The sequence below is a fragment of the Streptomyces spinoverrucosus genome (genome assembly GCF_015712165.1).
GTDB lineage: Bacteria > Actinomycetota > Actinomycetes > Streptomycetales > Streptomycetaceae > Streptomyces > Streptomyces spinoverrucosus_A.
The window spans coordinates 42,218-63,330 of record NZ_JADPZX010000003.1 but is presented as its reverse complement, the minus strand read 5'-3'; the positions used below and the strand labels follow the sequence as shown (position 1 = coordinate 63,330).

Sequence of the window (21,113 nt, the reverse complement as noted above, 5' to 3'; positions counted from 1 at the left end):
ACCGCGCCCTCCCCTGGCCCGTCCAGTATGGCGACCTACGGTTCGAGTTTGTACGGTGCCGGGCGGGCGGCCGGACCGAGTCGGGCCATCGCGCGCAGGATGTGCTTGGGCGGAAGTTGCCGGCGCACATGTGCGGGGACGGCCCGCAGGACAGCGCCGGTGCGGCGCAGGCGGCGGGTGACGACGTCGGGTTCGGGCGCGGGACGGCCGTACAAGTCGTGGGCGTACGACGGCAGGGAGGCGTACGACAAGGCGGCGACCCGGCGCCACAGCAGCTCGCGCAGGGGGGCCAGCGCCGGGGGTGTCGGCGGGCGGCGCAGGAAGTCGTCGACGTCCCTGGCCTCGGGTCCGGCGTCGAGTTCCGGCCGTACCTTCTCGAAGTAGGCGGCCAGTTCGGCCCGGTCGGCGGGTACGGCGTCCGGGTCGAGGCCGACCAGGCGGGCGCTGGTGCGCTGTTCGCGTACGTAGCGGTCGGCCTGGGCGTCGGTGAGCGGGTAGCCGGAGCGGCGCAGCACGTGCAGATAGGAGTCGATCTCGGCGCAGTGCACCCACAGCAGCAGGTCGGGATCGTCGATCCGGTACTCCTCGCCGGTCTGCGGGTCGGTGGCCCGCAGCATGCTGTGGATCTTGCGGACGCGGGCGCCCGCGCGCTCGGCGGCCTCGGTGGTGCCGTACGTCGTGGTGCCGACGAAGTTCGCGGTGCGCATCAGCCGGCCCCAGGCGTCGCGCCGGAAGTCGCTGTTCTGCATCACGCCGCGCACCGCGCGCGGGTGCAGGGCCTGGAGGTGCAGCGCGCGGATGCCGGCGACCCACATCATCGGGTCGCCGTGCAGCTGCCAGGTCACGGACCGTGGGGTGAACAGCCCCGGATCACCTGCCATGCGGGCAGGCTAACGCCGCACCCGGGGCATGCCCAGGCCGATCCACGAGATGATCTCGCGCTGGATCTCGTTGTTGCCGCCGCCGAAGGTGAAGATCACCGCGGAGCGGTAGCCGCGCTCCAGTTCGCCGTGCAGCACCGCACCGGCCGAGCCCTCCTGCAACGCGCCCGTCGCGCCCACGACTTCCATGAGCCAGGCGTAGGCGTCGCGGCGCGCCTCGGAGCCGTAGACCTTGACGGCGGAGGCGTCCTGCGGGGTGAGCGTGCCGTGCTGGACGGCGCTGACCATCTGCCAGTTGAGGAGTTTCAGGGCGTCCAGGCGGGTGTGGGTCTGCGCGAGGCGGCGGCGTACCCAGGGCAGGTCGATGACGCGGCGGCCGTCGGTCAGCTTGGTGCGGCTCGCCCAGCGCCGGACGTCGTGCAGGGCGCGGATCGCCATGGTGCCGTGCGCGGCGAGGGTGACGCGTTCGTGGTTGAGCTGGTTGGTGATCAGCCGCCAGCCCTGGTTCTCCTCGCCGACCCGGCGGGAGACGGGGACGCGGATGTTCTCGTAGTAGCTTGCGGTGGTGTCGTGCCCGGCGAGGGTGTTGATGAGGGTGCAGGAGTAGCCGGGGTCGGAGGTCGGCACCAGGAGCATGGTGATGCCCCGGTGCGGTGGGGCGTCGGGGTCGGTGCGCACGGCCAGCCAGACCCAGTCGGCGGTGTCGCCGTTGGTGGTCCAGATCTTGTGGCCGTTGACGACGTACTCGTCGCCCTCCCGCACTGCGCGGGTCTTGAGGGAGGCCAGGTCGGTGCCCGCGTCGGGCTCGCTGTAGCCGATCGCGAAGTCGATCTCGCCGGAGAGGATGCGCGGCAGGAAGTACGCCTTCTGCTCCTCGGTGCCGTACTGCATGATCGTCGGGCCGACGGTGTTCAGCGCCATCAGCGGCAGCGGTACGCCGGCCTGGGCGGCCTCGTCGAAGAAGATGAACTGCTCCATCGCGGTCAGCCCGCGCCCGCCGTACTCCTCGGGCCAGCCCACGCCGAGCCGGCCGTCGGCGCCGAGCCGCCGGATGGTGTCGCGGTAGAACCGCTTCTGCGCGGCCGGTTCGGCGTGCCGCTGATGGGCGTCGTTCGGCACCAACTCGGCGAAGTAGGCGCGCAGTTCGGTGCGCAGCCGCTGCTGCTCGGGCGTGTATTCGAGGTGCACGGCGCCTCCAGGCTCCCCAGGGCCGGTCCTGCCTGACGGCGCACACCGTAGAACGTGTTCCAGAAATTGGGAATGGCGGCGGTGGCGGAAGTCGCGCGCGGGTCAGCCCGGCGCAGTGCCGGTGGCTCAGCCCAGCGTCCCCAGGAATTCCGTGCAGGCCCGGGCGGAGGCACGGCAGGCCCCCGCGGCGTCCTCGGCGCCGGGGTGGCCGTCGAAGATGTGCGCGGACTCCAGGCACACGGTGCGGCACCACTCCAGCTGGACGCGCAGTCCGTCCTCCTCGACGAGGGTCTGCTCGGACAGCATCCGACAGGTCGCGTCGCAGACCTCCGCACACATGATCCCTTTGCGACGCAGCAGCTCCTGGTCCTCGGTTCCGTCCGGATCGACCAGGCTCGCGCGCAGCGCGCACGCCCGCGCACATTCCGTGCACGCCTGCGCGCAGGCGAAGCGGTCTTCCAGGAACCGGAAGACGTCCTGCTGCGAACTCGTCGAAGTCACACCGCGCGGGTAGCCATGGCAGCCCCCGTCAAACCCCGGAGAGGAAGGGTACGGTCCGTTTTCCGCCATCGCTCGCGGGCACCCGGAATGCTCGACTCGATCCGCAAGGCCAACCGGTCCAGGACGCGCGCCGCCCGCGACGAGCAACCCGGTTCACTGTCGATTTAGGGGGTATTCGTCCGATTATGAACACCGCATCCATGCAGCTGGCCGCGCCGAGCGGACTGCTCCTGCTCATACCGATCGTGGTCGCCGTCGCCGTTCTCGTGGTGCTGTGGGGGAGCTTCTGGATGGGCAACCGCATCAAGCTCGGTGAACCGCCGCGCCCGCGCCCCGAGGATCAGCCGCACCTGCCGCCCGGCGGCGCGGTGCACGAGGTCAGGGAGAACCGGGAGCCCGACGAGGTGCCCAGGATCCCCAAGGGCGGTCGCCCGCTCACGCCGTACGAGCTGACCAACATGCGGACCCGGCCGAGCGCGTCGAAGGACCGGCCCCGCTGGGGCAAGGGCACCACGGGTTCGTTCGGCGGCGGTGGGCTCGGCGCACACTGAGCCCCGGTGTCGCCCTCAGGGCATGGCCCGACTGTCGTCCAGCTGTTCGATGCGGGTCACGTTGCCGCGATCCTCGGGGTCCTCGCTGGCCTCCCCCGCGAACCAGGCGTCGAGGATCTCCTTCAGGACCGGCTCGGAGGTCAGCCGCAGGCTCAGCGCCAGCACGTTGGCGTCGTTCCAGCGGCGGGCGCCGTCGGCCGTGTAGGCGTCGGCGCACAGGGCCGCCCGTACGCCCGGCACCTTGTTCGCGGCGATTGACGCGCCGGTGCCGGTCCAGCAGCACACGACCGCCATCGCCGACGTGCCGTCGGCCACGTCCCGGGCGGCCGCCGACGAGCACGCCGCCCACTGCGGGTCGTCACCGGTGCGCAGCGCGCCATGGGTGAGCACCTCGTGGCCGCGGTCGCGCAGTTCCGTGACGAGCAGGCGGGCGACGGGTTCGTCCATGTCCGAGGAAACGGAGATGCGCATGCCTCGGAGCCTACGTCAGCGCCGGTTCAGGTGGAGGACTGGTCGCTGTCCTTCAGGGCGCCCCAGCCGTGCCAGCGCTCGACCTCGATCCAGGCGCTGACCCGGGCGCGCCCCCGTTGCGGGTAGGGGTTGCCGGTGTACTGCTGGGCGAGCCGGTCGATGTCGGCCAGATCCTTGTCGTCGTACATCTTCGTGACGCGCCCGATGAGGGTGGCGTGGGTGTACCAGTCGTCCTCGTCCAGGACGGTCAGGGTGACGCGCGGGTCGCGCCGCAGGTGCTTCAGCCGGACCCGGCCCTCGTCCAGGCTGATCAGCACGCGCCCGTCCTCCCACAGGTACCAGGTGGGCGTGGAGACGGGCGTGCCGTCGGGGCGCAGCGTGGCCATCACGCAGGGGTTGGGGCGGGCCAGCAGTGCGTCGGCCTCGGGCGGAAGCGGGGGCTTGGACATGGGGATGTCTCCTGGGTCGCGGTGCAGGGGGTCAGGCGGGCGGAGTCTCGTCGAAGCTGGCGAAGTACGCGGCGGCCATGTCCTCGTCGCCGTGGCCCTGCGCGGCCGCCCGGGCCAGCCGCTGGGCGCCCGCGGCGGCGACGTCGAGCCGTACGCCGTGGTGCTCGCCCGCCTCGACGATCAGCCGGGCGTCCTTCGCGGCCGTGGTCACCGCGAACTGGGGCGGGGAGAGCCGGCCGTCGAGGATGAGCCCGCTCTTGACGTGCAGGTAGCCCATGTCGAGGGGGCCGCCGGCGATGGCGTCGAAGAAGCTCTGCGGGTCCGCCCCGAGCGCCTGCGCCAGGGCGAGGGCCTCACCGGCCGCGTTGGTGGCGGCGAGGACCCAGCTGTTGGCGACCAGCTTCAGCCGGGTCGCGGTGCCGGCGGCCCCGTCCTCGCCGGTCCACACCGTGCGGTTGCCGACCGCGTCGAAGACGGGCGTGACCGCTTCCCGGCCCCGGCTCGGACCGGCGGCGAGCACGAGCAGTTGTCCGGCCTCGGCGGGCTGGCGGGTGCCGAGCACGGGAGCGTCGTAGAAGACCAGGCCCTGTTCCTCGGCGAAGGCGGCCAGTTCGGCGACCGAGTCCAGGCCCGCGGTCGTCGACTGGGCCCAGGCGGTGCCGGGGCGCAGGGCGGGCGCGGCCCGGCGCATGACGTCCATGGCGGCGGGCCCGTCGTAGAGCATGGTGAGGACGACGTCGGAGCCCTCGACGGCCTCGGCCGGCGTGCCGGCGATGTGTACGCCGTCGGTGGCGAGCGGCTCGGCCTTGTCGCGGCTTCGGTTCCAGGCGCGGACGGTGTGTCCGGCGCGGGCGAGGTTGCGGGCCATCGCGGCGCCCATGATGCCGGTGCCCAGGACACTCACGGTGAGTGTGTCGCTCATGCGTCAACTTCCTGATCGATACGGTGATCGCTGCTCAGTTCGGACCGTCGGTTTCGACGATGCCACTCCTCGGTCACATCCCGCGCGCGGAGGTACGTTCGGGCCGCTCACTCGGGCAGCACCAGTCGCCCCGTCTCCCCCGGCTCCAGGCGCACGGCCCGGTCCGGCAGGCGGACGTCGATGGGGGTCTCGTCGGACGACGGCACGGTGATCTCCATGCGGCCGTGGCGCAGGCGCAGGCGGACCCCCCAGTTGCCCTGGTAGCGCAGGGAGAAGCCGTACGAGGACAGCTCCGGCAGCGGGACCGGGTCCAGCCAGAGGGCGCCGTCCCGGGTCTCCAGGCCGGTGAGGCCGCGCTGGACGAGGTCGAGGGTGCCGGCCATGGCGCCGAGGTGGATGCCCTCGCCTGTGGTGCCGCCCTGCACGTCGGCGATGTCGCCGCGCAGCGCCTCCTGCACGAACTGCCAGGCCTCGGCGCGCCGGGCCCGGGTGAGGATCCAGCCGTGCACCAGGCCGCTGAGGGTGGAGCCGTGGCTGGTGCGATGGAGGTAGTAGTCGACGGTGCGCCGCCAGGTCTCCTCGTCCAGCCGCAGCCCCAATCGGGCGAACAGGCCCTGTAGTTCGGCCGGTGAGAACAGGTAGCCGAGCATCAGGACGTCGGCCTGCTTGGAGGCCTGATAGCGGTTGACAGTGTCGCCCTCGGCCTCCAGGATCCGGTCCAGTCGGCGGATGTCTCCGTACTCCTGCCGGTAGCGGTGCCAGTCGAGTTCGGCGAGGTCGCCGTAGCCGTCGAACTGGCTGATGACGCCCTCGTGGAAGGGCACGTGCAGGGTGCGGGAGGTCTCCTCCCACTGGCCGAGTTCGTCGTCGTCCAGGCCGGTGCGCTCGGCAAGTTCGCGGCGCCGCGGCTCGGGCAGGCCGTGCAGCAGCTCCAGGGTGCGGGAGAGCACCCAGGAGGCGGTGACGTTGGTGTAGGCGTTGTCGTTCAGGCCGGGCTGCTGGGCGCCGGGGTAGGCGTCGTGGTACTCGTCGGGGCCGACCACGCCCCGGATGCGGTACCGGCCGAGGGCCTCGTCGTACCTGGCCGCGTCGGCCCAGAAGCGGGCGATCTGGAGCAGCATCTCGGCGGCCTTGGTGTGCCGGAACTCGGTGTCGCCGCTGGCCTCGCAGTACTGCCACACGTTGTACGCGATCGCCGAGCCGACGTGGTGCTGGAGGTGGGAGTGGTCCGGCAGCCAGCGGCCCGAGCGCGGGTTGAGGTGCAGCTGCTGGGTCTCCTCACGGCCGTCGCTGCCGCTCTGCCAGGGGTACATCGCGCCCCGGCGGCCGGCGTGCAGGGCGGCGGTGCAGGCCTGTTCGAGGCGGCGGTGGCGGTAGCGCAGCAGGGCCCGGGAGACCTCGGGGAAGTGCATGTTGAGGAAGGGCAGGACGAACAGCTCGTCCCAGAAGACATGGCCGCGGTAGGCCTCCCCGTGCAGTCCACGGGCGGGTACGCCGACGTCGAGGTCGGCGGTGTGCGGGGAGAGCGTCTGCAGCACGTGGAACAGGTGCAGCCGCAGGATGCTGCCGGCCTCTCCGGCGACGTCGAGGTCGGAGCGGCGCCACAGCTGGGCCCAGGCGGTGCGGTGGCTGCGCAGCAGCTCGTCAAAGCCGGGGGCGCGGCCGACGCGGGCGACGGCGGCGTACAGCGGGTCGCTGATCGCGGGGTCGCGCGAGGTGTGCACGGCGACGGTCTTGTCGACGGTGGCGGAGCGGCCGGGCACCAGCTGCAGCCGGGTGCGCTGGGTGGTGCGGGGGCGGGCGTGCCGGATGGTGACGGGCGCGTCGGCGGTGAGGCGGGACGCCATGCCGACGCGGATGTCGGAGGTGCGGGTGCGGCAGCGCAGCCACACCGTGTCGTGCTCGGCGGTTCCCGCGTGCTCGTGGGTGAGGTGATGGCCGTCCAGGTCCCGGTAGCGCTCCACTCCGGCGTTGGTGACGCCGCCGTCGAGGGCGGCCTCGACGTGCAGTTCGCCGGAGAAGCCGTCGGCGGTGAACTCGGTGCGCAGCGCCGCCAGGTGCGGGTCGGCCATGTGCACCAGCCGCTGCTGGCGTACCGTCAGCGCCCGCCCGTTGCCCAGCGCGTAGCTGGTCAGCCGCTCCAGCACGCCCGAGGACAGGTGCAGCACCAGGCGGTGTTCGAGGACGGTCGCGGTGTCGGGGGTGAGCCAGGGGCGGCCGCGCAGCCGGAAGCGCAGCGGCAGCCAGTTGGGCATGTTGACCATGTCCTCGTTCTCGACCCTGCGGCCGGCCACGTCGGAGGTGAGCCGGTTGTAGCAGCCGGCCACATAGGTCCCGGGGTAGTGCACGTCGTCCGCGGAGCACTCCGGCAGTGCGCCGCGGGTGGCGAAGTAACCGTTGCCGAGCGTGCACAGCGACTCGCGCAGCCGCTCGTCGGCCGGCTCGTAGCCCTCGTACTCCCAGGTCCAGCCCGTCACCTCGGTGCTCCTCCCGCCGCAGGCGGCTCGCCGAGTTCCGGTACGGCTCGCTCGGCACCCGTGCGGAAGCAGTCTCTCCCCGACGCCCTGCCGGGGGGTGCGGCCCACGCCGGTGACGAGCGGGAACCGCGCCGGAGCGGCCCTACGGGGCCAAGGGTGCCACGCCGGCCGGGTCGGGGCGCAGCACCGTGACCCGGTGGAAGTTGCAGCCGCCGGGCGGGGCGGGCTCCGCCGGGGGCTCGTCCTGGTGGGCCTGCAGGGCCACGCTCACCAGGCTCAGCAGCAGGTCGACGTCCGTGTCGCAGTCGAGGTGGACGGTCACCCACCGGGAGCCGGGCACCAGTCGGATCGCCGTGGAGACGGTGAGGTCCTGGGCGAACCGCCGGATGGCCCGGCTGGTCAGGTGCAGGTCCACGTCGTGGGCCGTGTGGAAGTGGGCGATCTCGCTGCGGGCGGAGCGAACTGCCCGCCCCGTGCCGCAACTGGCCGGTCCCGCCGTGAGGTCGGGCCAGGCCTGCAGTTGCTCCAGGGCGCGCTGGGCCAGAGTCATGTCTCCATCGTCACCGCATCACCCCACCGATACCAGTGGTTGAGCGTTTCGTAACCCAGGCGTGAGGATCCTCACGCGGGCAACCGCCGTACCGGGCGCGCCCTGCGCGCCGCCGCCAGGGCGTTGAGATGGGCCTCGATGTACGGCACGGCGACCGTCTCGACCTCGCCGTCGACGAAGGCGGGCTGCACGTTCACCTCGAAGACGACTCCGCCGTTCTCGATGGCGAGGTCGACGCCGGCGAAGGGCAGCCCGACCGACGCGGTGGCCGCGATCGCCAGCTGGGCGAGGCGCGGCGGCAGGTCGGGCGGGGCGATGGGGACGGGTGTGGCGCCCTGGCAGGTGTTGCAGGGGGTGTCGGGCTCGGGCTGGAGGTGTTCACGGGCGTGGATGACCCGGCCGCCGAGGACGAAGACGCGGAACTGGTGGCGGGAGCCGTCGGCGGTGACGTTGCCGGCGTCCCGGGACAGCAGCCAGTCGGTGCCGCGTTCGGCGTAGAAGGCGGTGGCCCGCTCAACGCCGTCCTCGGTGGTGACGTGGAAGGTGTCGCCGCCGCCGGTGCCGATGACGGGCCTGGCCCAGGTGTCCCGGCCGAGCTTGTCGAAGGCGGCCAGTGCCTCGGCGACGGCGGGCCGGGACAGCACGACGGTCTCCATGTGCGCGATGCCGTCCCGCCGGAAGCGCTCGACGGTGAGGTCCTTCTCGGTGGCGGTGCGCCAGGCGGCGACGCCGGTGGCGAGGGTCACCACGTCGTGGTGTTCCAGGAGGCGCTGGAAGGCGGCGAGTTCGTGGCGGTGGTGCGGGGGGATCTCGTAGAGCACGACGACGTCGGGTACGAGGTCCAGTTGCTCGTCGGGGACGTGCAGCCGTAAGCCGTCCCCGGCCGGGAGGCCGCGCCCGGTGCCGCCGGTCGCGAAGTGCCGGGAGTCGATGGGGACCGGCGCGGCGCCGGTGAGCAGTTCCACCGCCCGGGCGAGGAACTCGGCGCAGCCCTCGGGCGAGGTGGGGTCGGTGATCAGGGCGATGCACGGTCGGGACACGTCGACCTCCAGCGGTTCTCGACGCGCAACGGTGCCGCGCACCCTCGGTCGCGCGGCCCGAGCGAACTCACAAGGTGGTGTCGGTCGCGCGGGCGGTCGTCGGCGGCCGCCGCTGCGGGGCTGAGCCGTGCCGAACGCCCGGCGCGGACCGGGGCGCCACACTGTAGGCGCACGGCGGAACGCCATAACAGGGCGCACACACGCCCGCCGCCTGCTCCCGCCTCTGCGCCGTCCGCCCCCTCGCGTGCGCCTTGCGGGCTGTCGGGGCGGCGGGGCCGGTTCCCCGTAACCACCGGAGGTCGATGTGGAGTTGTCGGTCCTCACATATCACGCGGCGCGCTGTCGAACGAGCCGCCCAGGTCTTCCTTCCGTGCCACGCACAGGGCCCGGATGATGAACCCGGAGAACGCGATCATGAGCACCGACCACACCGGGTAGTACGGCAGCGAGAGGAAGTTGGCGATGATGATGAGCCCGGCGATCGCCACGCCGGCGACGCGCGCCCACGTCGCCGCCTGGAACAGCCCCACGCTGACGAGCACGGCGACCGCGCCGAGGACGAGATGGATCCAGCCCCAGCCGGTGAGGTCGAACTCGAAGACGTAGTTGGGTGTGGTGACGAAGACGTCGTCCTCGGCGATGGCCATGATGCCGCGGAAGATGGCGAGCACTCCGGCCAGCATGAGCATGATGGCGCCGAAGACCATCAGGCCCGCGGCCCACTCGTGCCGTGCCGTATGTGTTCGGGGCGGGTGTGTGGCGGTCATGTTCGTGCCTCGTTCTCAGGTCCTGCACTCAGTGGCGGTTGGGATCAGTGGCGGCGCCGGGACGAGCCGGCGGGCCGTAGTCGCTCAGGACGAGTTCCTTCGCGCGGCGGAACTCCTCGTCCGTGATGTCACCGCGGGCGCGGATCTCGGACAGCTTGGCGAGTTCGTCGGCGCTGCTGGAACGGCCGGTGCCGCCTGCCGTCTCACGGATGTAGGCGTCGAAGACCTCCTGCTGCGCCCGGGCGTGGGACACCTCCCGGCGGCCCATCTCCTTGCCCCGGGCGATGAGGTAGATGAACACGCCGAGGAACGGCAGCACGATGACGAGCAGCACCCAGCCCGTCTTGCCCCAGCCGCTGAGACTGTCGTCCCGGAAGATGTCGCCGATGATGCGGAAGAGCAGGATGAACCACATGATCCACAGGAAGAACCAGAGCAGGGTCCAGAACATGCTCAGCAGCGGATAGTCGTAGGCGAGATACATCTGAGCACTCATCTGTCATCTCCCTTCGGAGCAGGGCCCGACGGGGTTCGGAGCAGGGCCCGACGGGCGCTTGCCCGCTGATCTCAGGCTGTGCACGTCGGCGCCGAGCGGCCTCACCCGGTGGGGGTGAGACAGTCGACCGGACCGGCGCGTGTCTCACGGTCCGGTCCGGCCCGGTTGGCCGTCCCGGGCGGCCGGCCCGCCCGCCGCGGCCAGGACCGCCAGGACGACCAGAACCAGCAGGACCAGCCCCAGGACCAGGGCCACGGCCGCGACCGTGGGGTAGTTCCACAGCACGAGGGCGAGCACCCCGCCCGCGATGACAATGCCGGTGGTCCACGACCGGTGGGCGTCCAGCCACTGCCCGGCCGCACCGGTGCGCAGCCCCACGCGCCGCAGTCCATGGCCGGCCACGGTGGTGCCGCGCCCCGCGAGGCCGCGTACACCGCGGGCCACGGTCCCGGGGCCGTACAAGTAGGCGGCGAGCGCGGTGATCACGGCGACGACCAGGAGGGTGCGGGTGCTGTCCCGCAGGAAGCGCACGAGGGTGTCGTAGATCGCCGTCGCGGCATCGGCAGGCAGCGTCGCCGCGGGCACGGCGTCCAGGTAGACCCGGCGCACGACGGCCAGCGTGACCAGCAGCAGCGCCATCATCACGGCGATGCCGACGGCCGTGACCAGCAGCATCACACGGTGTGCCGGGGCGGTCCACACGGCGAGGGCGGCGAGCACGACGGTCAGCGCCGGCAGCCACGTGCCGACGATGTCCAGCAGCCGCATGCCGGCCTGCGCCTTGGACAGTTCGTCGCTCTCGAACAGGGTGATCTGCCGGTCGGGGCCGGGGATGGCCGAGGCCTTCTCGAAGCCCGCGTCGACGAGCCGCTTCTTGACCTCGTCGACCACGGTGCCGAGGTCCAGGACGACCTTGTCCTGCTCGGCGCGCACAGCTCCGCTCCGGCTTCCGGTCAGTACGTTCACCACCGCCGTGTGGGCGCGCCGGTTGGCGGCCACCCACGCGTCCTCGAAGACGTCGCTGGTGACCACGCGGTTCACGACGCGGTGCACGACATTGGTCACGGCGGCACGCAGCGGCCCGGCGAGCGCCTCGGAGCGGTCCACGACGGCCGGCGGAGCCCCGGCATCCGCGAGTGCCTCGCCCAGCCACCTCGTCACCGCCTCCACGTCGACATTGGCAACGACACGGTTGGTCAGCCGGTCGGTGACGGCCGACTGCACCGCCGGGTCCGCGCCCAGCGGCGCCACGGTCCGCACGTACCTGTCGGTGTCGGCGACCTCGTCGTGCACCCAGGTCGCGACCACGGCGAGCGGGGACAGCAGCAGGGCGACCAGAAGCAGGACGGACGCACCGACGTAGCGGGCCTTGCGGTGGCGCATGTCGGCGGCACGGCGCAGCCGGCGGTATTCGGCGTGCTCCTCGGCGGTCACGCCGATCCGGCTGCCCGCGTCACCACCCGAGGGCGCGGGTGCTGGTGGCTGTGTCGGAGCCATGGGGTCTCCTCAATGGTCGGCGGCCGCCGGACTGATGACGGGGGCTCCGTGTGGCGGACGGGGCGCCCGCCGCCGGCCGGGGACCTCATGCCGCCGTGGGCGTATCCGCGCGGGCGTCTTCGGCCGCCTTGCGCGAAGCGGCCCGCCAGGCGAAGGCGACCGCCAGCTCGGTCAGACCGAGCAGCACCAGCCACAGGCCGAGCAGCCGGGTCAGCGCGACGGCCGACTCGGCCGGCAGGGCCGGCACGACGATGCCGGCGACGACGCCCAGCACCCCGGCGCCGAGGACGACGCCGCGGTGGGGCAGGAACTCGGCGGCGACGGCCGCGTAGGCGGTCAGCAGTCCCGTGACGAGCCAGACGATCCCGACGATCAGCGACAGAGCGGCGATGGTCTGCAGTGGATGCCTCAGGCACAGCACCCCGGCCAGCACGTACAGCACCGCGAGCAGCAGCCCCGGCAACCGCTCGCCGCGCTCCGCGGCGAAGACGGCGACGAACCGGAAGGCCCCGATCACGAGCAGGTACAGCCCGATGAGAACGGACAGCACGTGCAGCGTCCCGTCCGGCCAGACCAGCACGATGACGCCCGGCACCAGGGTCGCCAGCGCCGAGCCGAGCAGCCACGTCCACGAGCCGCCCAGGCGCCCCAGCACTTCCGCGGGGTCGCTGCCCCGGGCGGGACCCGTTGCGTCGGCCGGGGGTCCCGGTCCGGCCTGTGGTGCCGGACCACGCGGAACGGTCATGGCTCCTCCTCGCGCGGTCCGGCCGGGGCGTTTCCGGACCGCCGGCGGAAACGGTGTGCGGTGCCCATCCGCTGCCCACCGGGCCAGCGTCGCGCCCGCCGCACGGCTCCGGATCACCCACGAAGGGTGATCCGCGGGCGTCGCCGTCGCGCTGAGGTGGTCTCGCATCGGTTCACCGGTTGCGGCGGAACGGAGCGAAGATGAGCACGTCGCCGCGTCCCGGTCGGCGGGTGGCGGCGATGGTGTTCCTCCGGGGGGCCGTCATCGCGACCGGCCTCCAGACGTCCAGCGACATCTTCCTCGGGTGGACGCCGTTTCGACCGCCAGGCCGGGCGCACGCTCGCGCAGATGGGCCCGGAGGATTTCCGCGAACAGCGGGTGCAGGCAGTACCAGGAATGGCCCAGGTGCTGAAGGAACACGTTCTCTCGGTGCAGCTCCGCCAGCGCCCGCTCCGCGTCGGACCGCAGCGTCAGCGCGTTCACGAGGTCGGGGCAGAACCGGTCCAGGACGCTGACGCGCAGCAGCAGGTCCTGTCTCTCGGGCGCCTGCCTGTCCAGCACCTCGGCGAGCAGGAAGTCGGCCACCGTGCTGCGACCGGCCTCGAACTCCTTGAGATACGTCTCGGGGTCCGGGCTCTGCCGGGCCGCCAGGGCGCACAGCCGCAGACCGGCGGCCCAGCCCTGGGTGCGCCGCACCAGCGCGGGCACGGCGCCCGCGGGTAGGGACAGACCGTGCCGGGTCAGAAGTTCCGCGGCTTCCTCGGGCGTGAAGGCGAGATCCGCGTTCCGTATCTCCGTCATCCGGCCCGACACCCGGTACCGGTGCAGCGGCAGCAGCGGCTCGGTGCGGGTGACGAGCACCAGCCTGAGTCCGGCGCCTGCGTGGTCGAGGACGAAGCGCAGCTGTTCCGCGATCTCGGGGGTGGTCACACGGTCGTACTCGTCGAGGACGAGGACCACACGGCGGTCGGAGCCGGCAAGGCCTGCCGCGAGGCGGGCCGGCAGCCCGGGATCCAAGCGGCTCGCCCCCGCGGGACGGCCGACCTCGGACGGCACCGGCACCCCGGCGGCGCGCAGCGCCTCCAGCACGTAGGCCCAGAACACGCCGGGATTGCGGTCCGCCGGGTCGCAGGTCAGCCAGGCGGGCGGCTGCTCCAGGCCGGCGGCCCAGTCGGCCACCAGCAGGGTCTTGCCGGCGCCGGCCGGGCCGTTGACCATGGTCAACGGCATCGGTGACGCCTGGTCAAGGCGCTTGACCAGGCGCTCGCGGCGCAGGAACGTGGGCGGCCTCGTCGGCAGGGCCAGCCGGGTACGCAGAAACGGGACCCCGGCGGGGTCCACGCCCGAACACGCGGGCTCCCGCTCTTCGGAGTGGCTCACTGTCACGGCGATCACCACCGTCGTTCCTCAGGCGGTCGGGTGCAGCGCTGCCAGATTCAGGATCCCAGTCCTCGGGGGCACCCGCATGCTCAGGGGCCGTCGGCCGCACGCCCACCGACTCCGTCAGGCCGCTTCGCTCAGGCTGTCCAGGCGGGCGAGCTGGGCCGGGGACAGATCGAGGCCGGCCGCGGCGACGTTCTCTTCGAGGTGGTCGATGCGGGCGGTGCCGGGGATGGGGCAGATCACCGGGGAGTGGGCGAGCAGCCAGGCGAGCGCCACCTGGGTCGGCGTGGCGGCGAGTTCGTCCGCGACGGCGGCGATCTCCGTGTGCGCGCCGGACGTGCCGTGCGCGACCGGCCGCCAGGGCAGGAACGCGATGCCCGCCGCCGCGCAGGCCCGGAGCACCGGTTCGTACTCCCGGTCGAGGAGGCTGTACCGGTTCTGCACGCTCACGACGTCGACGACGGCGCGCGCCTGGTCGAGCTGGTCGACGGTGACCTCCGACAGGCCGATCCGGGCGATCTTGCCCTCGGTCTGCAACTCCCGCAGTGTGCCGAGCTGTTCGGCCAGTGGGGTGTCCGGGTCGATGCGGTGCAGTTGGAGCAGTTCGAGCCGTTCGACGCGCAGTCGGCACAGGGCCTGGTCGACCTGGTCGCGCAGGACGGCCGGACGGCCGTCGAGGCGCCAGTCGCCGTCGGGGCCGGTGCGGGCGACGCCGACCTTCGTGGTGATCAGCAGGTCGGCCGGGTAGGGGTGCAGCGCTTCGGCGAGGAGTTCCTCGTTGGCGCCGCCGCCGTAGAGGTGGGCGGTGTCGATGAGGGTGACGCCCAGTTCGACCGCCCGGCGGGCCACCGCGAGGCCGGTCTGCCGCTCGGCGGCCGGCTCCGTCGGCAGCCGCATCGCCCCGAAGCCCAGCCGTCCCACGGTCAGGTCCCCGCCGATGTGGAACACGTCCGCTGTCATACGCCGCCCACTCCCCCTCGTCCAAGGGCGCACGGTACCAACCCGGTTGTGGCCGTCGTGCCCCGAACGGGCCAGTGCGCGGCAGCGGCGCATCCGTCGGGGGGTACGGATAGCGCAGCCGCCAGCCCCGAGGAGGCCGATCGTGCAGCCCCCGAACCAGTCCCCCGGCCCCGAGCAGATGTCGTACGGGACCGTAGGTGTTCCGGCCCCGGTCGCCGCCCCTCCCGCTCTGCGGATCAGGGCGGCCGTCCATACGCCGGTCGCCATGGCCGACCGAGGTGCCGCGCGTCGTGGCGTCTGACGGTGCGGCCCCCGAGCCGGCCTCCGGCCCCGGCTCCGCTTCGACATCGTCCGCCGCGGCCGAGGCCGAGCCCAACCTCCGGCAGACCCTGCTGAGCCGCGGTTACCTGAGTCTGCTGCTGCGCAGCGCGGTGCTCGGTGTTCCGGTCTCGGTCGCCTGTTTCTTCTTCGTCGCCGCTCAGCACAAACTCCAGCGCTGGGTGTGGGAGACGCTGCCCGATGCGGTCGGATACGACGGTGCGCCGTGGTGGTGGCCGTTGCCCGCGCTGCTGCTCGCCGGGTTGATCGTGGCACCGATCGTGACCCGGCTGCCGGGCGGGGGTGGGCACATTCCGGTGCACGGATTCGGCGGCGGCCCGCCGATCGGTCCGCGCGCGCTGCCCGGTGTGGTGCTGGCGACGCTCACGACGCTCCCGCTCGGTGTGGTCCTCGGCCCGGAGGCACCGCTGATGGCGGTCGGCAGCGGGCTCGCCCTGCTCACCCTGCGGTGGACCGGCCAGGTCACGGATCCCAGGTCGACGGCGGTATGCGCCGGCGCGGGTTCCACGGCCGCGATCTCCACCATCCTGGGCGGGCCGGTGGTGGCCGCCGTACTCGTGATCGAGGCGGCCGGGCTCGGCGGGCCCCGGCTGGTGATGGTGCTGCTGCCCTGTCTGGTCGCGAGCGCGGCGGGGGCGCTGGTCTTCACCGGTTTCGGCCACTGGACCGGTCTGGAGACCGGTGCGCTCTCCCTGCCCACCGTGCCGGCGGACGTCAACCCGGACGCGGGCGACTTCCTGTGGGGCCTGCCGGCGGCGGCGCTGGTCGCCGTGGTCGTCGCGCTGGCGCGCGGGCTGGGGTACCGGACCCTGCGCTGGACCGGCCGGCACACCGCCGTGCGCACCGTCGTGTGCGCCACCGCGGTCGGTGTGTGTCTGACCGCGTACGCCTTGATCACCGGCCGCCCGCCGCAGGAGGCGGCGCTGTCCGGCCAGGCCGAGCTCGGGCAACTGGCCGCGCAGCCGCACGACTTTCCGGTGGCCGGCCTCGTCGTGCTCGTGCTGTGCAAAGGGCTGGCGTGGGGCATCGCGTTGGGCAGCCTGCGCGGCGGTCCGGTCTTCCCGGCGGTCCTGCTGGGCGCGGCGACGGCGATGGCGTGCTCCGGGCTGCCGGGGCTCGGCGTGACTCCGGCCCTGGCGCTCGGGATGGCGGCCGGGTCGGCCGCGATCATGGGGCTGCCGCTGTCCAGCGCGGTGCTCACCGTCCTGCTGATGGGCGACGACGCGTACAACCAGATGCCGCTGATCATCGCCTCTGCGGTCGTGTCCTTCGTCGTCACCCAGGTCGTGCGCGGGCGCGAGTCGCCACGAAAGGACGACGGCACGTCATAAAGAATGCCCGTTATGTCACACCCGGGGACCCTCGTCCTGATCATGGCCGTCGCCGTGCTCGCTCCGCTGCTCGCCTATGGTCTGGGCCGCTGGATCCGCGTGCCCCTGGTCATCTTCGAGATCGTGCTCGGCATCCTCATCGGACCGGACCTGCTCGGCTGGGTCCAAGAGGAGCGGGTGATCGACACGCTGGCGGATCTCGGCCTGTGCATGCTGATCTTTCTGGCCGGCTACGAGATCGAGTTCGCGGCGGTACGCGGGGACACGCTGCGCCGCTCGATGTGGGCCTGGGTGGTCTCGCTGGCGCTGGGCCTGGGCCTGGCGTTCGCCCTCAGCGGCGCGGACGCCGACAAGAGCTTCGTCATCGGTACGGCGCTGACCAGCACCGCGCTCGGCACGATCCTGCCGATCCTGCGTGACAGCGGCGATCTGCACGGCCGGTTCGGCACGGTGGTGATGGCGTTCGGGGCGGTCGGCGAGTTCGGCCCCGTGATCGCCATGGCGCTGCTGCTCGGCGGAAGCGGGCCCGGTGAGTCCGCCGTGCTGCTCGTGGGCTTCGCCGCCGTCACGGCCGCGGCGGTGTTCTGGGCGCTGCGGCCACGGCCGCCGTGGTTCTCGCATGTCATCGCGGCAACCCTGCACAGCAGCGGTCAGTTCGCGGTGCGCTTCGTGATGCTGCTGCTGGCCGCGATGCTCGCTCTGGCATACGCGTTCGGCCTGGACAGCCTGCTCGGCGCCTTCGCGGCGGGGATGCTCACCCGCCTGTTTCTGCAGGGGGCGGCACCCGACAGTGGCGAGGAGATCCTCGGCAGGGTCGAGGCGATGGGTTTTGGCTTCCTCGTGCCGCTGTTCTTCGTCGTCACCGGTGTCGAGTTCGACCTCGCCTCGCTGCTCGACGGCGGCCGGGCGCTGGCGCTGCTGCCGGTCTTCCTGCTGCTGTTTCTCGTCGTGCGCGGGCTGCCGGTGTACCTGCTCGCGCCGCGCGACCAGGGGCGGAGCGAGCGTGCCGCGCTGTCCTTGTACTCCTCGACGTGTCTGCCCCTCGTCGTGGCCATCACCACCATCGGGCTGGAGGAGCGGGTCGTGGAGGCGGGCGAGGCGGCCGCGCTCGTCGGCGCGGCGATGATCTCCGTGCTGGCCTTTCCGCTGCTGGCGCTCCGGTTGCGCACGGCACGTGGGCAGGCGCGGGTCCCGGAGGGGGCCTCGCCCGGTTACGAGAGCTGGTGACGGCGGTGGCGCCCCGCCGGAAACGGAGTGCGGGGCGCCATCTCGATGTGCCTCGCGGTCAGTCGGCCCGTGACTCGACCGCCGCTCCCCTCCCCCGGGCGCGCCGGTGCACGTACCAGCCGGTTGCCGTGAGCAGCGCGGCGAGGGCGGCCGCGGTGCCGACCGTCGTACCGGTGGAGGCGAGGCTGCCGCCGGAGGTGGTGGTCGTGCCGGTGCCGCCCGTGCCCGTCCCGCCGGTGGTGCTGCCGCCGGACGCGCCACCGCCGGAGTCGGTGCCGCCCGTGCCGCCGCCGTCGCCGGTGCCGTCGTCGGTGTCGACGGGGTCCTGGCCGACGAAGCTGACCGGGACCTTCACGTCCTGGGAGCGGTCACCGGAGAGAGTGTGGTCGGCGCGGGTGGCGAGCACGCACTTCGCCTTGAAGCAGTCGGTGAACTCGTCCTTCGCGTCGACGGTCAGCTCCACCTGGAACGTGCCGCCCTCGCCGTACGGGATCGCCAGGTCCTCGCCGTAGTCCGGCGGGTTGGACGAGATCCATGCCGAGGAGTGCGAGGTGCCGGTCATGTCGACGCCGCCGACGCACGGCGTGGGCAGTTCGCCGGCGCCGTTGTCGACACACAGGGCGACGTAGATGCCCTTGTCGACGTCGTAGCCGGAGCCGGTGACCGTCAGGGTCTGGTCCGCGGTGGCCAGGTTGTTCACCGGGGTCACGGTGAGCTTCTGGCCCTCGGGGCCGGTCACGGTCTTGGTGCCGGACGGCTTGGTCTCCTGCCCGCCGTCACCGCCGTCGTCGCCGCCACCGGCCGCCGCGACCGTCAGAGTGATGGGCGAAGTCCGGGTCGTGCCGACGGAGTTGGTGAACTCGGCGCGATAGCGGTAGCCGTCGTGCGCTTCCTTGGCGGTGAAGGAGTAGGCGTTCTCCGTCGCCCCCTCGACGGTGGACCAGGTCTGGCCGCCGTCGGGGCTGACCTGCCAGCGCGGGGTCGGCTTCGGCGTGCCGTCGGCTGCGGCGACCAGCGTCACCTTGTCACCGGCGGTGACGGACTGGTCGGTGGGGGCCTGGGTCAGCTTCGGGGACATCCGGCGGTCGAGCCTGACGACCTCGCTCTCCGCCCAGTTGGTGAGATAGACGGAGGCTGCTCCCGGGGTGACGGCGACGCCCGCCCGGTTGGTGTAGCGGGTGCCGGGCAGTGCGACGGGCTGCGCGGTCTGCTCGAACGTCGCGGTGCCGTACACGTCGAGGGAGCCCACGTTGTCCGAGCCGTCCTCCCCGGAGCCGTAGTCGCCCCGCAGGACGAAGGCCGCCCCGGTGGTCGCGTCGAAGGCGACCGCCATGGGCCGGTCGCGGCCCTTCAACTCGGCGAGCCGCTTGCCGTCCTTGTCGAAGACGAGCACGGCGTACCCGGTGCCGACCCACACGTTGCCGGTCTGCGGGTCCACCTCGACGAAGGTGAGGATGTCCGCGGGGAGGTCGGCGGTGGCGGTGACGGTGAAGGAGCGGGTGTCGACGCGGCGCAGCTGACCGCCCGTCGCGTCGCCGGACCAGACGACACCGCGGGCGCCGTCCACGCCGAGCCCGGCGCTCGCGCCGTCGAGGGTGAGGGTGCGGCGGACCGTACCGGTGGCGTACTCGACCTCGGACAGGGCGGCGCCCTGGGCGATGAGCACGGTGGACGCCTCGGTGCCGGGGCCGACGGCCGTGACGGTGCCGCCGGGCGGCCAGACGCCCTTCGCCGCGGTGTCGCCGTCCTTGGCGGTGCCGATGCCGCGCACCGGGTACTGGAAGACGACGCCGTCGCCGGCGAGCGGCGCGATGATCCGGTGGACCGGGCGGGCGGCCATCGTGCCGGTGGATCCCGGCGCCTGGGCGATGTGGCCGCGCACTGTGCCGTCGGCGGGGTCGAGGACGTACAGGCCCGCCTCGTTGACGTCCGAGGTGTCGGGGACGTTCTCGGAACCGACGTACAGCTTCCCGGAGTCGGGGTGCAGCAGCACGTCGAGCGGCTGGCCCGCGGTGGTGTACTCGGCGGACTGTACGTAGCTGACGGTGCCGGCGGGTACGTCCACGCCGTCGCCCCCGTCGCCGTCGCCGGGGTCCTGGCCCTCGAAGGCGACGGGAACGCGGACGTCCTGGGAGCGGTCGCCGGCGGCACGGTGGTCGACGCGGGTGACGACCGAGCAGGCGACCTGCGTGCAGTCGAGGCCGCCGTCCTCGGCCTTGACCTCGATCTCGACGTCGAAGGTGCCGCCGTCGCCGTAGGTCTCGGTGAGCTCACCCTCGTTGGGGTCGCCCTCGGGCACGATCCACTTCGACGCGCCGCTGCCACCGGTCTGGTCGGCGCCGCCGAGGCAGGGGGTGGGGATGCGGTTGTCGCCGTTGTCCTTGCACAGGGCGACGTAGATGCCCTTGGTCGCGTCGTAGCCCTCGCCGGTGACGCGGAGCGTCTCGCCGTCCGGGTCCAGGTTCGCGGAGGCGGAGACCGTGAGCTTCTGGCCGTCCTTGCCGAGGGCCGTCCTCGGGGTGTCGGCGGCCTGTGCGGGCGAGCCGACCGTCACGGCCGTCGCGCCGGCGGCCACCAGGGCGGCGGCACCGAGGAGCGCGGCGGGGCGTCTGAGCCGGGGTCTGGCCGGTGTGTCCGCCCGGTTCCGGTCCGTCGTGTCGTCAGTCATGGGGAGTTCCTCGCGTGTGGGGCGTGATCGGCACCCCGGGGGACGCCGAAGGCCGGGCCCGGGCCCGCGGGCCCGGCCGGTCGGCGGTTACTGGAAGGTGATGGGGACGTGGACGTCGTACTTGCGGTCGCCGCTGTCGAAGTGGTCGGCGCGGGTGACCACGGCGCACGTGACGTCCTCGCCGCAGACGCTGCCGTCGTCGAGGGTGGCCTTGACGTAGATCTGCACGCTGAAGGTGCCGCCGGTGCCGAACTTGGAGCTGTTGGCGAACATGCCGCCGAAGGTGTTGTTCACCCAGTGCGAGGCACCCGTCGAGCCGGTCTCGTCCTGGCCGCCCAGGCACGGGGTCGGCTTGTTCACGCCGGGCGCGCCGTCGACCACGCACAGGCCGACGTAGATGCCCTGGCCGGTGTTGTAGCCGGAGCCGGAGACGGTGATGACCTGACCGGCGGCCGCGGCCGTGCCGGGGCTGGTCAGCGACAGGTTGTAGGTGGTGCCGCCGTCGACGACGGTGCGGGTGGCGGTGGCGGCGGAGGCCGAGGTGGCCAGGCCCAGGGTGAGGGCGGCGGAGGCGGCGACGGCGAGACCGGCACGGGCTGTGGTACGGGCGGAGAGAACAGATCTCATGGGGTGCGAGCACCTTTCTCGATGGGAAGGCCCAACTTAGGCA

20 protein-coding genes and 1 pseudogene are annotated in these 21,113 nt (G+C 72.6%); 4 read left to right on the top strand and 17 right to left on the bottom strand.

The genetic code is table 11. The features are described 5' to 3' along the window. Positions 1-35 precede the first annotated feature (35 nt). From I2W78_RS37830 to I2W78_RS37820, 3 genes are all read right to left on the bottom strand, one after another. On the bottom strand, positions 36-881 hold the full coding sequence (locus I2W78_RS37830) for an oxygenase MpaB family protein (RefSeq protein ID WP_196465286.1): 846 nt from the start codon (positions 879-881) through the stop codon (positions 36-38). Between the two features lie 9 nt (positions 882-890). Continuing rightward, positions 891-2,069, bottom strand: a complete 1,179-nt coding sequence (locus tag I2W78_RS37825) for an acyl-CoA dehydrogenase family protein (RefSeq protein WP_196465285.1) — start codon at positions 2,067-2,069, stop codon at positions 891-893. Positions 2,070-2,195: 126 nt separating this feature from the next. After that, entirely contained in the window at positions 2,196-2,570 is a 375-nt protein-coding gene (locus I2W78_RS37820) for a ferredoxin (protein WP_196465284.1), read from the bottom strand. Between the two features lie 185 nt (positions 2,571-2,755). Between I2W78_RS37820 and I2W78_RS37815 the strand changes: the two genes are divergently transcribed. Continuing rightward, on the top strand, positions 2,756-3,121 hold the full coding sequence (locus tag I2W78_RS37815; protein WP_196465283.1) for a DUF6479 family protein: 366 nt from the start codon (positions 2,756-2,758) through the stop codon (positions 3,119-3,121). A 15-nt stretch (positions 3,122-3,136) separates the two neighbouring features. On the opposite strand, the gene I2W78_RS37810 is transcribed toward I2W78_RS37815, so the two are convergent. The 12 genes and pseudogenes from I2W78_RS37810 to I2W78_RS37755 form a co-directional block, all read right to left on the bottom strand. Continuing rightward, complete coding sequence (locus I2W78_RS37810; RefSeq protein WP_196465282.1) at positions 3,137-3,592, bottom strand: RpiB/LacA/LacB family sugar-phosphate isomerase; 456 nt, start codon at positions 3,590-3,592, stop codon at positions 3,137-3,139. A gap of 26 nt (positions 3,593-3,618) precedes the next feature. Further along, positions 3,619-4,041 carry a PPOX class F420-dependent oxidoreductase gene (locus tag I2W78_RS37805; protein WP_196465281.1) on the bottom strand — a complete coding sequence of 141 codons (423 nt, stop codon included), beginning with the start codon at positions 4,039-4,041 and terminating at the stop codon, positions 3,619-3,621. Positions 4,042-4,072: 31 nt separating this feature from the next. Beyond that, positions 4,073-4,963: an NAD(P)-dependent oxidoreductase gene (locus I2W78_RS37800; RefSeq protein ID WP_196465280.1), complete on the bottom strand. Its 891-nt coding sequence runs from the start codon at positions 4,961-4,963 to the stop codon at positions 4,073-4,075. A 107-nt stretch (positions 4,964-5,070) separates the two neighbouring features. Then, on the bottom strand, positions 5,071-7,440 hold the full coding sequence (locus tag I2W78_RS37795; RefSeq protein ID WP_196465279.1) for a glycoside hydrolase family 65 protein: 2,370 nt from the start codon (positions 7,438-7,440) through the stop codon (positions 5,071-5,073). Positions 7,441-7,582: 142 nt separating this feature from the next. After that, positions 7,583-7,990, bottom strand: coding sequence for a luciferase domain-containing protein (locus I2W78_RS37790; RefSeq protein ID WP_196465278.1), 408 nt, complete (start codon positions 7,988-7,990; stop codon positions 7,583-7,585). A gap of 71 nt (positions 7,991-8,061) precedes the next feature. Continuing rightward, positions 8,062-9,030 (bottom strand): ATP-grasp domain-containing protein, encoded by a 969-nt coding sequence (locus I2W78_RS37785; protein WP_196465277.1) that lies wholly within the window; start codon positions 9,028-9,030, stop codon positions 8,062-8,064. Positions 9,031-9,350: 320 nt separating this feature from the next. Further along, positions 9,351-9,797 carry a DUF7144 family membrane protein gene (locus I2W78_RS37780; RefSeq protein WP_196465276.1) on the bottom strand — a complete coding sequence of 149 codons (447 nt, stop codon included), beginning with the start codon at positions 9,795-9,797 and terminating at the stop codon, positions 9,351-9,353. Positions 9,798-9,825: 28 nt separating this feature from the next. Further along, positions 9,826-10,293: an SHOCT domain-containing protein gene (locus I2W78_RS37775; RefSeq protein WP_196465275.1), complete on the bottom strand. Its 468-nt coding sequence runs from the start codon at positions 10,291-10,293 to the stop codon at positions 9,826-9,828. A 144-nt stretch (positions 10,294-10,437) separates the two neighbouring features. Further along, entirely contained in the window at positions 10,438-11,790 is a 1,353-nt protein-coding gene (locus I2W78_RS37770) for a hypothetical protein (protein ID WP_196465274.1), read from the bottom strand. An 85-nt stretch (positions 11,791-11,875) separates the two neighbouring features. Next, a complete protein-coding gene (locus I2W78_RS37765) occupies positions 11,876-12,535 on the bottom strand; it encodes an HdeD family acid-resistance protein (RefSeq protein ID WP_196465273.1) in 660 nt (219 codons plus the stop codon). A gap of 315 nt (positions 12,536-12,850) precedes the next feature. Further along, positions 12,851-13,921 (bottom strand): annotated as a pseudogene (locus I2W78_RS37760) (AAA family ATPase); the annotation flags it as partial. Positions 13,922-14,038: 117 nt separating this feature from the next. Next, the gene (locus tag I2W78_RS37755) at positions 14,039-14,878 is read right to left on the bottom strand and encodes an aldo/keto reductase (protein ID WP_196465272.1); all 840 of its coding nucleotides are present in this window, start codon (positions 14,876-14,878) and stop codon (positions 14,039-14,041) included. A 142-nt stretch (positions 14,879-15,020) separates the two neighbouring features. On the opposite strand from I2W78_RS37755, the gene I2W78_RS37750 reads away from it, so the two are divergent. The 3 genes from I2W78_RS37750 (at position 15,021) to I2W78_RS37740 (ending at position 17,775) form a co-directional block, all read left to right on the top strand. Beyond that, the gene (locus I2W78_RS37750; RefSeq protein WP_196465271.1) at positions 15,021-15,179 is read left to right on the top strand and encodes a hypothetical protein; all 159 of its coding nucleotides are present in this window, start codon (positions 15,021-15,023) and stop codon (positions 15,177-15,179) included. Between the two features lie 88 nt (positions 15,180-15,267). Continuing rightward, positions 15,268-16,548 carry a chloride channel protein gene (locus tag I2W78_RS37745; RefSeq protein ID WP_230887114.1) on the top strand — a complete coding sequence of 427 codons (1,281 nt, stop codon included), beginning with the start codon at positions 15,268-15,270 and terminating at the stop codon, positions 16,546-16,548. A gap of 12 nt (positions 16,549-16,560) precedes the next feature. Beyond that, entirely contained in the window at positions 16,561-17,775 is a 1,215-nt protein-coding gene (locus I2W78_RS37740; protein WP_196465269.1) for a cation:proton antiporter, read from the top strand. A gap of 58 nt (positions 17,776-17,833) precedes the next feature. Here the strand turns inward: I2W78_RS37740 and I2W78_RS37735 are convergent, their stop codons facing one another. Together I2W78_RS37735 and I2W78_RS37730 are read right to left on the bottom strand one after the other, a co-directional pair. Next, positions 17,834-20,443, bottom strand: a complete 2,610-nt coding sequence (locus I2W78_RS37735) for an immunoglobulin I-set domain protein (RefSeq protein ID WP_196465268.1) — start codon at positions 20,441-20,443, stop codon at positions 17,834-17,836. 87 nt (positions 20,444-20,530) lie between these two features. Beyond that, the gene (locus I2W78_RS37730) at positions 20,531-21,070 is read right to left on the bottom strand and encodes a hypothetical protein (RefSeq protein ID WP_196465267.1); all 540 of its coding nucleotides are present in this window, start codon (positions 21,068-21,070) and stop codon (positions 20,531-20,533) included. Positions 21,071-21,113: the final 43 nt, after the last annotated feature.